Genomic DNA, 12,667 nt, shown 5'->3' on the forward strand with positions numbered 1-12,667 from the left:
CGCTCAGCCGTCGACCAGTCCGAGGTTCTTGTAGGCGCTGCGGATCTGGGCCTTCGCGGCGTCGGGAAGCTGCGCTTGCGGGGGCCGGGAATGCGGGTAGTCGCCGATCGGCAGACCCAGCACCGACGCCGCGAACTTGAACGCTCCGCCCCAGTGGGTGAAGTAATCGGCCCGGCCCGGATAGCAGGTGAACCACGAACCCATGTCCAGCTCGAACTGATCCATCCCGGTGTCGCGGGCATGGTCCATCGCCTCGATCAGCCGGCCGTCGACGATCATCTCCCAGTACTCGGAAAGCATTGGGCGCTGCGGAGTTTCGAACAGATATCCGGCTGTCCCCAGCTGCGCGGGACAGACGATCCCGTCGCGCAGCCAGCCGGCCCGGTACACGGTCTTGTCGCATTCCCAGATCGCCAGCCCGGGAGCGAGTTGGTGCAGCAGACGGCTTGCCGCGGGCCGGAACGCGCCCTCCTTGGTGGCGCAGACCGCGGGGATCTCGTGAAAGATCCGGGCGCTCTCGGCCGGGGTCAGCACGTAGCCCGACGACGGCGAGTTGAACATCCCCAGCGCGATGTCGGTGCGGTCGGCGATGTAGCGGAAGAACCGCAGAACGCCTTCTCCGCCGTGAGTTTCCATCATGGGTGTCTGGATGTAGACGATGTCGGCCCCGGCCGCCTGGGCGTGCCGGGTCAGCTCGAGGCAGTCCTTGGCCGAGGTCGCCGCGGCGCAGGCCTGCACGACCACGTCGGGATTCGACCGCCGCCCCTGCTCGATGGCCACCTCCAGCAGACGCTTGCGCTCATCGAGGGTCAGCGCCCAGAACTCCGAGAGCCCGCTGGTGCACCACAGCATCGGGTGGTTGAGCTCGCCGACGCAGTATCGCACCAGGGTCCGGTAGGCCTCCCAGTCGATGTCGTCGCCGTCCGGCCCGCAGAACGGCGTGTAGAGCGAATCACCGATGCCGCGCAACGCCTCCCGCGCCCATTCACGGGCTTCTGCCGCTGTTGCCACCACGTGCTCCCTCGAGGTCGTCAGGTGAAGTCGCTACCGCCGTCGACGTTGATGTTGGCGCCGGTCATGTACGAGTTGCGTCGCGAGGCCAGGAACGCGACGACAGGCCCGATCTCATCGGGCAGTCCGGCCCGCGGGAGGTGGGCCGGATGGCCGAAGTGCTCGTCGATCGCGGCCATCAGCGCGTAGGGGTCGCTGCCGTCGACACCCACCGAGGATGCCCAGCCGACCAGCGCCTCGGAGGCGATACTGCCCGGCGAGACCACGTTGACCAGGATCTCGTCGGCGGCCAGCCGCAGCGAGAGGTTCTTCGAGATGCTGGTGACCATCGCCTTGGCCGCGGTGTAGGCCGGCAGGATCTCGCTCTGGCGCTGGGTGGAATGGGCCGAGAAGTTGACGATGCGTGCCCACTGCGCGGCGCGCAGCAGCGGCAGGGCCGCGCGCACGCAGCGCACCATCCCCATCGCGCCCTCGTCGACAGCCCGGCCCCAGTCGTCGTCGGACAACTCGTCGAACGCTCCGCGCACCGACGGGCCGACCGCGTTGACGAGGATGTTCAGTTCCCCGCCCCACCGGTCACCGAGCTCGGCGAAGGCGCGCCGAACCTGGTCGTCGTCGGCGGTGTCGGCCACCACGCCGACCGCATCGGGGCTGCCTGCGCTGCGCAGCTGCGCCGCGGCGGCGTCCAACACCTCGCCGGTCCGGCCGACCAGCGCTATCCGGGCTCCGTCGTCGGCGAAACACCGCGCGGCGGCCAGCCCCATGCCACGTCCGCCGCCGACGACGACCGCCGTGGCATCGCGCAAGCCCAGGTCCATCGGAGTCCGCCCGCCTGGATCAGGTGCCGGTCCAGTTCGGCTTGCGCTTCTCGGCGAAGGCGGTGGCGCCTTCCATTGCGTCCTTGGACGAGAACACCGGGAAGACCAGCTCGCCCTGCTTCTTCCACATCTCGGCTTCGGTCCAGTCCGCCGACTTGGTCATGACCTCTTTGGTCACCGCGACCGCGAGCGGACCGTTGGCGGTGATCCGCTCGGCCAGTTCCAGCGCACCGGCCAGTGCCTCACCCGGCTCGGTCAGCTTGTTGACGAAGCCCCACCCGGCGGCCTCCTCGGCGGTGAAGCTCTCGCCGGTCAGGGCCAGTTCGAGCGCCTTCTGGTACGGGATCCGCTTCTGCAGCCGCAACAAACCGCCGCCGGCCGCGACCAGTCCCCGCTTGACCTCGGGGATTCCGAACTTCGCGTTCTTGGCCGCCACGATCAGGTCGGTGGCCAGCACGATCTCGGTGCCGCCGGCCAGCGCGTACCCCTCGACGGCGGCGATCAGCGGCTTGCGCGGGGGCCGTTCGGTGAAGCCGATGCCGCGGCCTTCGATCGCGGGCACCTCACCGGCCATGAACGCCTTGAGGTCCATGCCCGCGCAGAAGTTGCCGCCCGCGCCGGTGATGACGGCCACCGACAGCTCGGGCGTGTCGTCGAGTTCGTCCATCGCGTCGGCCAGGCCCTGGGCCACCGCGAGATTGAAGGCGTTGCGGGCCTCCGGCCTGTTGATCGTGATGATCAGGGTCCGTCCCTGGCGTTCGACCAGAACCTCGTCTGACACTGTGCCCCTTTCGCCTGCACCACGCTGGGCGGGCAGGATATCGCCCGGTATCGCTGGAAAAGCTTACTATAGGACTTACAGTAATAGAGTGGATCACAGGTGGCCGTTCCCGATCCGATGCCTGCCGGTAAGGTCGCGGACACGGCGACGCAGCGACATGGACGCAAAGGCGCAGTTCAGGATACTCGCTGTTGACTCATTCAGGACAACCATCCCACCCCTGGGAGTCGTGCGCGCAGCAATCGAGTGACGGAGGTGCCCTCAGTGGCCAAGCAGGTGACCGCGCAGAAACGCCAGCGGCGTGAGCGCGGTTCCATCAATCCCGACGACATCATCAAAGGCGCGTTCGAACTCGCCGAGCAGGTCGGCATCGACAACCTGAGCATGCCGTTGCTCGGCAAGCATCTGGGTGTCGGGGTCACCAGCATCTACTGGTACTTCCGCAAGAAGGACGATCTGCTCAACGCGATGACCGACCGGGCGCTGCGCCAGTACGCCTTCGCCACCCCGTACGTCGAGGCCAAGGACTGGCGCGAGACGCTGGCCAACCACGCGCGTTCGATGCGCGAGACCTTCAACGGCAACCCGATCCTGTGCGATCTGATCCTGATCCGCTCGGCGCTGAGCCCGCGGGCGGCCCAACTGGGCGTGCAGGAGGTGGAGAAGGCGATCAACAGCCTCGTCGAGGCCGGGCTCTCACCCGAGCAGGCCTTCGACACCTACTCCGCGATGTCGGTGCACGTGCGGGGTTCGGTGGTGCTGCAACGGCTGCGCGAGAAGAACCTCGCCGCCGAGGACAGTCCCGGCGAGATCGACGAGTCGGTCGACCCGGACAGCACACCGCTGCTGGCGACCATCATCCAGACGGGGCACCATCTGCGCGCCTCGGACGACCGCAACTTCGAATTCGGGCTCGAATGCATCCTCGACCATGCCGGCAGGCTGCTCGAGGCGAATGCCAAGCCGGCCCGCAAGGCCGCGAAGAGTTCGGCGGCCCGCACCCGCGGCAAGGTCACCGCACGCACCTGACCCGGCGCGCGCCACCGGCCCGAACGCATCCGGCCCCGAACGCGCCGAAACGGCATTCCAGCACGTCCGCTCTCGGACTTTCGCTGCCGGAATGCCGTTTCGACGAAAGATCAGACCTCGACGATGACGGCGCCGCCCTGGCCGCCGCCGGCGCACATGGCCGCCATGCCGATGCCGCCCCCGCGGCGCTGCAGCTCGTAGATCAGGGTGGTGACCATCCGGGCCCCGGACGCGGCGATCGGGTGGCCCAGGCTGCACCCGCTGCCGGAGAAGTTCACCAGCTCCTCGTCGAGGCCGTACTCCTTGCAGGCCGCGACCGGCACCGAGGCGAACGCCTCGTTGATCTCCCACAGCGCGATGTCGGAGGGCTTCAGGCCGGCCCGGTCGAGCACCTTGCCGATGACCTTCACCGCACCCAGCCCGGTGTCGCGCGGCGGCACACCGGCCGCGCCCCACGCCTTGACGGTGGCCATCACGTTCAGTCCGTGGGTCGCGGCGTAGTCGGACTCCACCACGGCGACGCCGGCCGCGGCGTCATTGGTGCCGCTGGCGTTGCCGGCGGTGATCGAGAAGCCCTCGATCTCGGGGTGCAGCACCTTCAGGCCGGCCAGCTTCTCCACGGTGGTGTCCCGGCGCGGATGCTCGTCGACGCTGAAGTCGACGACCGATCCGTCGAACTGGGTGACCTTCAGCGGCACGATCTCGTCGAGGAACTTGCCCGCGTCCATCGCCGCGATCGCGCGCTGGTGCGACCGGGCGGCCCAGGCGTCCATCTCCTCGCGGCTGATGCCGTAGGACTGCGCGGTGTTCCAGCCCACGGTGATCGACATATCGCGGGTCGGCGCGTCCGGGGTCTCGACGTGGGTGGGCGGCATCCACTTCTCTTCGAACTTCAGCTCCGGACCGGGGATGCGCCAGTTGACCAGCGGGGTCATCGACAGCGACTGCACGCCGCCGGCGATCAGCACCCGCTCCATCCCGGACCCGATCTGGGCCGAGGCGTTGCCGATCGCGGTCAGACTGCCCGCACAATGGCGGTTGACGGACTGGCCGGGCACATGCGACAGGCCCGTGGCATCGGCTGCATAGCGGGCGAGATCACCACCGCCGTAATGGGATTCGGCGAAGATGATGTCGTCGATATCGGCGGGGTCGACGCCCGAACGCCGGACCACCTCAGGCAGTACCGTGGTGATCAGGGTCTCGGGCGGAGTGTTCACCAGGGCGCCCTTGAAAGACCGGCCGATGGCCGTCCGGGCAGCACCGACGATGACGGGTGTGGGCATATCTCGACCTCGGTTTCAGCGGAATCTAACGTTACAAAACTAACAGATAGTGTAGCGCCGCCAGTAGCGTGAGACAGCTCACTCCGATTCGGGCGCGGGTTCGGGGACGAAGAAGTGCTCGTCACGCAGCCGGAAGGCCTCCTTGGTGCCGTGCTCGGCGCGGGTCTTGACGAAGTTGAACTCCCCCGGCGCGAACTGCAGATTGGTGCCGTAGGCGTGGAACAGGTAGCTGGCCACCTCTTCGCCCTGATAGGCCTGGCTCTGCTCGACGAGCCGGAACGCCTCCTTGGCGATGACGACGCCGTCGGCCGGCATCTTGGCCGCCTTCTCGGCCCAGTAGCGGGCCCGTGCCGGCACCGCGGCCGCGTCGCAGGTGTCGGTGAAGACCCCGAGGTGTTCGATCTCGGCGGCGGTGATGATGTCGCCGGTGAGCAGCAGGCGCCGGCACAGCACCGGGCCCAGCCGGTGGAAGAACATGTGCAGGCTGCCCAGGGCCGGGCCGAGGAAGCGGGTGGCCGGCATGCCGATCTTGGTGGTGCGCCCGATCACCGCGATGTCGGTCATCAGCGCCATCTCGAACCCGCCGCCCAGCGCGTAGCCGTTGATCTCACCGACGGTGACCTTCGGGAAGCCCATCAGATTGTGATAGAAGCCGAACGACTTGCGGTCCACCGTGAGCCGGCGGCGCTGGCTGGGCCGCGACTTGCGCCGGGACTCGGCGGCCTCGCCGCCGTCCTTGGAGCCGTACCACCCATAGGCGTTGTTCATGTCCGCCCCGGTGCTGAACACCCCGCCGGCGCCACGCAACAGCACCACGGTGAGGTCGTCGTCGTCGGCCACCTCGTCGAGGTAGCGGGCCAGCAGATCGCGCATCGAGGCGTCGTAGGAATTGCGCTGGGCCGGGTTGTTGAGCGTGATCGTCGCGATGCGGGTGTCGCGGTCGACCTCGAAGAGCACGCGGTCGTCGTCGGTGGTGGACATCAGCGGTTCCTGTTCCGTGGTTGGGGATCACCGTCTCGGTGGGTGATCAGTCGGGCCTCGATGGTCTTGTCCGCCCCGGCGGCCAGGGTGTTGCGCCGGGCGACGGCCAGATGGTCGGCCGCCAGCCGTTGCGCTCGCACGGCGTTGCCGTCGGCGATCGCGTCGAGCAGCCGGTGGTGGTCGCGCAGTGCCGCGCGCATCGTCTTGGGGTTCATCGGATCGCCGGGGTGGTGTTCGTCGTTCCACACCGAGGACTCATGCGCCGACCAGATCAGTTCCAGCGAGCCGATGACCAGGATCATCGGCTCGTTGCCGCAGCGGGAGACGATCTCTTCGTGGAATCGGCGGGCGTTGGGGACGTAGCGCGCCGGCACGTCGAACTGGTCGACCTGGGCGTCGATGGCCGCCTGCAGGTACGGGACGACCTCGGTCAGGCGGTCCGGCCGGGTCGCGCACAGGCCGGCGCAGATCGGCTCCAGATGCAGCAGCGCCTCGCTGACGTCACCGGGTGTCGCCGCACGGGTCTGCAGCACCATGCTGATCATGTGCGCGGTGCGCTCGGCCGAGGGCAGATGCACCACCGCCCCGCCGACGTTGCCGCGCCGCACCGAGATCAGCCCGTCGGATTCCAGGATGTGGACGGCTTCGCGCACCGCCGGCGGGCTGACCCCGAACTCGGCGAACAGCGTCTCCTGCGACGGCAGGACGTCACCTTCCTTGAGCCGGCCGGTCAGGATGTCGTCGCGCAGCCTGGATGCCACGAGTTCTGCTACCCGGGGCTGGCGAATGCGCTGCACTGACACTGTTCCGCCGACGGCCTTTCCTTGCTAAGTTGTACAGGATAGTAATCGAAGCACCAACGGTATGGCTATCTGTATAGCCTGCTCCCCCGGAGAGGACGGCAACCGGTGCCTGACGACGCCGACGCGGGCGCGGTGCGCCAGGACCGCGACGGCGCGGTTCTGCGGATCACGCTCGACCGCCCGTCCAGACGTAATTCGCTGAGCCACACCATGGTCGACGAGCTGGTCGAGATCATGACCAAGGCCGCCACCGACGATTCGCTGCGTGCGGTGTGCCTGACCGGAGCCGGCCGCGATTTCTGCGCCGGTGCGGACTGGGTGGCCACCAACAGCGACGGCCGCCGGCCCAGGACCGGCGACCTCACCCGGCGGATCCCGCACACGGCCAACCGGCTCGTCGAACTCGTCGCCACCATTCAGCTCCCGGTGGTCTGCCGGCTGCGCGGTTGGGCGGTCGGCCTGGGCGCCAACCTGGCCCTGGCGGCCGACTTCACCGTGGCCGCCGCCGACGCCACCCTGTGGGAGCCCTTCATCGACCGCGGCTTCAGCCCGGACTCCGGTGCGACATGGCTGCTTCCGCGGCTCGCCGGGGTGAGCAGGGCCAAGCGAATGCTGCTGCTGGGCGAGAAGGTCGGCGGATCCGATGCCGCACAGTGGGGCCTGATCCACGACGCGGTCCCCGACGACCAGCTCGACGCGGCGACCGACGAGCTGCTCGAGCGCCTCTCCGCGGGCCCCACGGTGGCGATCGGCCTGGCCAAACAGGCCATCAACTACGGTTTGCACGCCACCTTGAGCCAGTCCATGGCCCATGAGCTGGCCAGCCTCGAACTAACCTGCCGGACCGCCGATTTCAAAGAGGGTCTGGCCGCATTCCGGGACCGGCGCACACCGGACTTCCAAGGCAGATGAGCGAAGGACACCACGTGGGGACACCCGAGAACTACGACACCATCACCTACGACGTGACGGGGCACACCGCGACGATCACGCTGAATCGCCCGGAGGCGCTCAACGCGTTGTCGCCGCACATGATCGCCGAACTGCGGGCCGCCTACGACGAAGCCGAGGGCGACGACGACATCTGGTTGATGATCGTGACCGGCAACGGCCGGGCGTTCTGCACCGGCGCCGACGTCAAGGAGATCCCCGAGGACGGCAAGGTCATCTACGAGCGGCCCTATCTGTCCACCTACGACCAGTGGGAGGCGCCCCAGGAGGGCACCCCGCCGTTTCGCCGGATGGCCAAACCGGTGCTGGCGGCCATCAACGGCATCTGTTGCGGCGCCGGCCTAGATTGGGTGACCACCGGCGACATCGTGATCGCCTCGGACAAAGCGACGTTCTTCGACCCCCACGTCAGCATCGGCCTGGTGGCCGCCAGGGAGATGGTGCGGCTGGCGCGTGCACTACCCCGCTCGGTGGCGCTGCGGATGGCGCTGATGGGCAAGCACGAACGGATGAACGCGCAGCGCGCCTACGAACTCGGGATGATCACCGAGGTGGTCGAGCACGACCGGCTGCTGGAGCGGGCCCACGAGATCGCCGACATCGTCAACTCCAACGCTCCGCTGGCGGTGCGCGGCACCCGGCTGGCCATCCACAAGACGCTGGATCTGCCGCTGCTGGAGGGCGAGATCCTCGCCGAGACGTTCCGCGAGCGGGTGGTGCGCACCGAGGACGCCCAGGAGGGGCCGCTGGCATTCGTGGAGAAGCGGACCCCGAACTGGCAGTGCCGGTAGGGCTCGGCGATGAGCGACTCAGAAGACTACGAAACCGTCCTGCTCGACCGCGATCACGACTCCCGGGTCGCGACCGTGACCCTCAACCGCCCCGAGGCGCTGAACTCGTTCAACCGCCGGATGTGCGAGGAGATGCGGCAGGTCTGGCACCTGATCAAGGCCGACGAGCAGATCAACGCCGTGGTGCTGCGCGCCGCGGGCGAGCGTGCGTTCTCGGCGGGGCTGGACGTCAAATCCAGCTACGGTCAACCCGACATCGTGTGGAACCACGAAGACCCCGGCGAGCTGCTCAGCCCGAAGTGGCAGAAGATGTGGAAACCGGTGATCTGCGCGGTGCAGGGCATGTGCACCGCGGGGGCGTTGTACTTCGTCAACGAGGCCGACGTGGTGATCTGCTCGCAGAGTGCGACGTTCTTCGACTCCCACGTCAGCGCCGGGCTGGTGTCGGCACTGGAACCGGTCGGGCTGATGCGCCGCATCGGCCTCGGTGACACGCTGCGAATGGCGTTGATGGGCAACGACGAACGGGTCTGCGCACAGACCGCGCTGCGCATCGGCCTGGTCACCGAGGTCGTCGCCGATGATCAGCTCGCAGCGCGTGCCCACGAGATCGCGGTCGACATCGCCGCCAAACCGCCGACCGCCACCCAGGGCACGGTCAAGGCGATCTGGGAGTCACTGGACAAGCCCTACCGGGCGGCGATGGACCAGGGGCTGATCTACACGCGGCTGGGGAACCCGATCGCCAAAGCCGAACTGGCGCAGCGCGCCATCCCGAAGACCGCGCCGCGGATCCGCTGATGCGCCACCCGCTGTCCCGACGTATCGACGCCGTGCTCGACCTCGACCCGACCGCGCACGCGATCGAGTTCGACGGCGCCTGGCACACCTTCGGACAGGTGGCAGGCCTGGCCCGCCGGATCGCGGCGCTGACCGGTGAAGGCCGGGCCGGGATCATGCTGCGCAACGAACCCGCGCACGTGGCTGCGCTGCTGGGCGTCCTGCTCGCCGGTGGCACCGTCGTGGTCATCAACCCGGCGCGCGGCGACGAGCGGACCCGCTCGGACATCGAGGCGCTGCGGCTGCCGGTGCTCATCGGCCGCGCCGACGACTTGGCCGCGCTGGCCCCCGAAACCACCACCACGATCGCGATCAGCGATCTGGACACCGCGCCCGAGGTCGCGGACGGCACGCCATCCGACGACCCGGGTAGGCCGGGTGTGGCGGTGTGGATGCTGACCAGCGGCACCACCGGCCCGCCCAAGCGGGTCGATCTGACCTATGACATGTTGGCCCGCAGCGTCATCGGCGCTGACCCTGACGATGCCGCGGCCCCGACCGAGGTGCGGCGCGGGGTGGCGATCGTCAATTCGCCGCTCGTGCACGTCGGCGGCGTCTTCCGGGTGCTGCTGTGCATCGCCGAAGCCCGGCCGTTCGTGCTGCTGCGCCGCTTCGACCTCGACCGGTGGGTGCGCGCGGTGCGCGAACACCGCCCGCGAGCGGTGTCGCTGGTGCCCACCGCGCTGCGCATGGTGCTGCACTCGGAGCTGACCCGCGACGACCTCGCCGGGGTCAGCGCGGTCACGTCCGGAACCGCACCGCTGTCGGCCGACGACGCCGACGCGTTCACCGAGAAGTTCGGCATCCCGGTGCTCACGTCCTATGCGGCCACGGAGTTCGGCGGCGGGGTGGCCGGGTGGACCCTCGCCGATCACCGGAAGTACTGGAAAGACAAGCGGGGCAGCGTCGGCAGGGCCAACCCCGGCGCCCAGCTGCGGGTCGTCGACGCGGACACCGGCGTACCGCTCGGGCCAGACGAGGCCGGGTTGCTGGAGGTGATCCCCGCGCAACTGGGGCCGGCCGCCGACTGGATGCGCACCACCGACCTCGCCCGCATCGATGCCGACGGCTTCCTGTGGATTCTCGGCCGGTCCGATCAGGCGATCATCCGCGGCGGCTTCAAGGTGATGCCCGACGACGTGCGGGCCGCTCTGGAGCACCATCCCGCGGTGGCCGGCGCCGCGGTGGTCGGCCGCCCCGACTCCCGCCTCGGCGAGACGCCGGTGGCGCTGGTCGAGTTGCGTGCCGGCTCCTCGGCCGGCGTCGACGATCTGCTGGCCTTCCTGGGCGCCCGGCTGGCCCGCTACGAGATCCCCACCGAGATCGTCGTCGTCGACTCGATACCCCGGACCCCTTCGGGCAAGCCCGATCTGACGGCCGTGCGGTCACACTTCGCCCGGGTATGACCGGCACGCGGCTGTCCGAGCTCACGCTGCCCGCGCTGCTGCGGGCCCGGTCCGGGCTGGGCGACAGGGAACTGCTCGTCTGCGACGACGACCGCCTCAGCTACGCCCGGGCCGCCGCCCGCTCGTCGGCGTTGGCTGCCCGGCTGGTCGCCCTCGGCGTGGGCAAGGGCACGCATGTCGGTCTGCTGTTTCCCAACGGATCGCAGTTCGTCGTCGCGCTGCTCGCGGCCGGCCGGATCGGAGCGGTGGTGGTGCCGTTCTCCACCTTCAGCACCGCACCCGAGCTGCGTGACCAGCTCGCCGACAGCGACGTCTCGGTGCTGCTGGCGACCCGCTCGTATCGTTCGCACGACTACGTGCAGCGGCTCGGTGAGGCGCTGGGCGACGTGGCCCCGGCGCCGGGCCCGATCTGGAGCGCCGCCGCACCCGCGCTGCGCCACATCCTGTTCGCCGACGACCTGCCCGCGACCGAACCGCACGACGACGACCACGACGACGGCGTTGTGACCGCGCTGCAGGACGACGTCGACGAATGCGATGTGCTGGCGGTGATCTACACCTCCGGCTCCACCAGCACCCCCAAGGGCGTCGTGCACACCCACGGCGCGCTGCTGGCCCATCAGCACAACCTCAACGCGATCCGGCGACTCGCAGCCGAGGACCGCCTGTTCTGCAACTCACCGTTCTTCTGGATCGGCGGGTTCGCGTTCGGTCTGCTGGCGACGATGGTCGCCGGGGCCACGCTGATCTGCTCCAACGCCACCGATGCGGCGGTGACGCTCGATCTGATCGAAGCCGAGAAGCCCACCGTCACCAACGGATTCGCCGCCGGCATCGCCCACCTGGCCCGGGACCCGAGCTTCGCCGGACGCGACCTGTCCAGCATGCGCCGCGGCAACCTGTACCCGATCATGGCCCCCGACGCCCGTCCGGCGGACCCACAGCTGCGCCACAACATGCTGGGTATGACCGAGGCCGGCAGCGTCCTGCTGATCAGCGGCGACGAGTCCGACCAACCCGAGTCCCGCCGGGGCTCCTACGGCTACCCCGCCCCCGGGTTCGAGACCCGCGTCGTCGACCCCGACACCGGCGCCGAGTCCACCAGCGGTGAGCTGTTGATCCGCGGCCCCTATCTGATGCAGGGCTATCACGGCTGGCGCCGGGAGGACTGCTTCGACGCCGACGGCTGGTTCCACACCGGAGATCTCGTGCGCCGCGACGACGAGGGCCTGTTCTACTTCATCGGGCGGGCCGGCTCGATGATCAAGACCGCCGGCGCCAACGTCGCACCGGCCGAGGTGGAGAAGGCCCTGACCGAGGTGTGCGCTGCCCTCGGTCTCGACGCCAGCGTCCATGTCCTCGGCCTGCCCGACCCCGAACGCGGTCAACTCGTGGCCGCCGTCGTCGCCACCGACCAGGGCGAGCCCGTCGCGGGTCTGCGCGATGCTCTGCGCACCCGGCTGTCGAGCTACAAGATCCCGCGCCGGATCGCCACGATCCGGCGTGCGGACATCCCGATGCGTTCCAGCGGCAAGGTCGACCTACCCGCGCTGCGGGGGTTGTTCGATGACTGACACCGTCGACGCCCTGCTGCGTACAGCGGCCCAGCGGTTCGGCACCAAGGACGCCGTCGTCGACCCCGGTGAGCGGATCAGCTATGCAGCGCTGGACGCCCAGACCCTCGAACTGGCCGCCACGTTCCTCGAAGCCGGAATCGGCAAGGGCTGCCGGGTCGGACTGCTGGCGCCCAACGGGGTGCAGTGGGTCCGGATCGCGTTCGCCCTGAGCAGGATCGGTGCCGTGCTCGTCCCGTTGAGCACCCTCTACACCCCGCCGGAGCTGACCGCCGCGCTGCGGACCGCGTCGGTGCAGCACCTGATCGCGGTCGACGAGTTCCGCGGGCGGCGCTACCTCGACGCGCTGCCGGCACCCGGTGAGCTGCCCGCGCTGCAGACCGTGCACCCGGCCGC

13 protein-coding genes are annotated in these 12,667 nt (G+C 69.2%); 7 read left to right on the forward strand and 6 right to left on the reverse strand.

Features of this window, described 5'->3' with window-relative positions; genetic code table 11:
- Positions 1-3: 3 nt before the first annotated feature.
- The 3 genes from ACXAID_RS12290 to ACXAID_RS12300 are packed head-to-tail and all read right to left on the reverse strand — an operon-like array spanning position 4 to position 2,610.
- The gene (locus ACXAID_RS12290) at positions 4-1,011 is read right to left on the reverse strand and encodes a dihydrodipicolinate synthase family protein (protein WP_475022491.1); all 1,008 of its coding nucleotides are present in this window, start codon (positions 1,009-1,011) and stop codon (positions 4-6) included.
- Between the two features lie 20 nt (positions 1,012-1,031).
- Entirely contained in the window at positions 1,032-1,829 is a 798-nt protein-coding gene (locus ACXAID_RS12295; RefSeq protein ID WP_475022492.1) for an SDR family NAD(P)-dependent oxidoreductase, read from the reverse strand.
- 19 nt (positions 1,830-1,848) lie between these two features.
- Positions 1,849-2,610, reverse strand: coding sequence for a crotonase/enoyl-CoA hydratase family protein (locus tag ACXAID_RS12300; RefSeq protein WP_475022493.1), 762 nt, complete (start codon positions 2,608-2,610; stop codon positions 1,849-1,851).
- Between the two features lie 264 nt (positions 2,611-2,874).
- Between ACXAID_RS12300 and ACXAID_RS12305 the strand changes: the two genes are divergently transcribed.
- The gene (locus tag ACXAID_RS12305) at positions 2,875-3,639 is read left to right on the forward strand and encodes a TetR/AcrR family transcriptional regulator (protein ID WP_475022494.1); all 765 of its coding nucleotides are present in this window, start codon (positions 2,875-2,877) and stop codon (positions 3,637-3,639) included.
- Between the two features lie 110 nt (positions 3,640-3,749).
- Here the strand turns inward: ACXAID_RS12305 and ACXAID_RS12310 are convergent, their stop codons facing one another.
- The 3 genes from ACXAID_RS12310 to ACXAID_RS12320 all read right to left on the reverse strand — a co-directional run bounded on the left by ACXAID_RS12310 (position 3,750) and on the right by ACXAID_RS12320 (position 6,709).
- On the reverse strand, positions 3,750-4,925 hold the full coding sequence (locus ACXAID_RS12310) for a thiolase family protein (protein WP_475022495.1): 1,176 nt from the start codon (positions 4,923-4,925) through the stop codon (positions 3,750-3,752).
- Between the two features lie 78 nt (positions 4,926-5,003).
- On the reverse strand, positions 5,004-5,906 hold the full coding sequence (locus ACXAID_RS12315; RefSeq protein WP_475022496.1) for an enoyl-CoA hydratase/isomerase family protein: 903 nt from the start codon (positions 5,904-5,906) through the stop codon (positions 5,004-5,006).
- A complete protein-coding gene (locus tag ACXAID_RS12320) occupies positions 5,906-6,709 on the reverse strand; it encodes a FadR/GntR family transcriptional regulator (RefSeq protein ID WP_475022497.1) in 804 nt (267 codons plus the stop codon). The genes ACXAID_RS12315 and ACXAID_RS12320 overlap by 1 nt, the downstream gene beginning before the upstream one ends.
- A 105-nt stretch (positions 6,710-6,814) precedes the next feature.
- On the opposite strand from ACXAID_RS12320, the gene ACXAID_RS12325 reads away from it, so the two are divergent.
- From ACXAID_RS12325 to ACXAID_RS12350, 6 genes are all read left to right on the forward strand, one after another.
- Complete coding sequence (locus ACXAID_RS12325) at positions 6,815-7,621, forward strand: enoyl-CoA hydratase/isomerase family protein (RefSeq protein WP_475022498.1); 807 nt, start codon at positions 6,815-6,817, stop codon at positions 7,619-7,621.
- Positions 7,622-7,635: 14 nt separating this feature from the next.
- Positions 7,636-8,451, forward strand: a complete 816-nt coding sequence (locus tag ACXAID_RS12330) for an enoyl-CoA hydratase/isomerase family protein (protein WP_475022499.1) — start codon at positions 7,636-7,638, stop codon at positions 8,449-8,451.
- A 9-nt stretch (positions 8,452-8,460) separates the two neighbouring features.
- On the forward strand, positions 8,461-9,252 hold the full coding sequence (locus ACXAID_RS12335; protein WP_475022500.1) for an enoyl-CoA hydratase/isomerase family protein: 792 nt from the start codon (positions 8,461-8,463) through the stop codon (positions 9,250-9,252).
- Positions 9,252-10,697, forward strand: a complete 1,446-nt coding sequence (locus tag ACXAID_RS12340) for a class I adenylate-forming enzyme family protein (RefSeq protein ID WP_475022501.1) — start codon at positions 9,252-9,254, stop codon at positions 10,695-10,697. Before ACXAID_RS12335 ends, ACXAID_RS12340 begins: the two co-directional genes overlap by 1 nt.
- Positions 10,694-12,271, forward strand: coding sequence for a class I adenylate-forming enzyme family protein (locus ACXAID_RS12345; RefSeq protein WP_475022502.1), 1,578 nt, complete (start codon positions 10,694-10,696; stop codon positions 12,269-12,271). Before ACXAID_RS12340 ends, ACXAID_RS12345 begins: the two co-directional genes overlap by 4 nt.
- The coding region (locus tag ACXAID_RS12350; RefSeq protein WP_475022503.1) for an AMP-binding protein at positions 12,264-12,667 on the forward strand (404 nt) is incomplete at its 3' end. The genes ACXAID_RS12345 and ACXAID_RS12350, both read left to right, overlap by 8 nt.

Source organism: Mycobacterium sp. ABE4_509, from assembly GCF_056160785.1.

Excerpts from the sequence above, each read along its gene's own strand:
- ACXAID_RS12315 (WP_475022496.1), bottom strand. The coding sequence starts at position 5,906 with ATGTCCACCACCGACGACGACCGCGTGCTCTTCGAGGTCGACCGCGAC.
- ACXAID_RS12335 (WP_475022500.1), top strand. The coding sequence starts at position 8,461 with ATGAGCGACTCAGAAGACTACGAAACCGTCCTGCTCGACCGCGATCAC.
- ACXAID_RS12295 (WP_475022492.1), bottom strand. The coding sequence starts at position 1,829 with ATGGACCTGGGCTTGCGCGATGCCACGGCGGTCGTCGTCGGCGGCGGA.
- ACXAID_RS12340 (WP_475022501.1), top strand. The coding sequence starts at position 9,252 with ATGCGCCACCCGCTGTCCCGACGTATCGACGCCGTGCTCGACCTCGAC.
- ACXAID_RS12310 (WP_475022495.1), bottom strand. The coding sequence starts at position 4,925 with ATGCCCACACCCGTCATCGTCGGTGCTGCCCGGACGGCCATCGGCCGG.
- ACXAID_RS12345 (WP_475022502.1), top strand. The coding sequence starts at position 10,694 with ATGACCGGCACGCGGCTGTCCGAGCTCACGCTGCCCGCGCTGCTGCGG.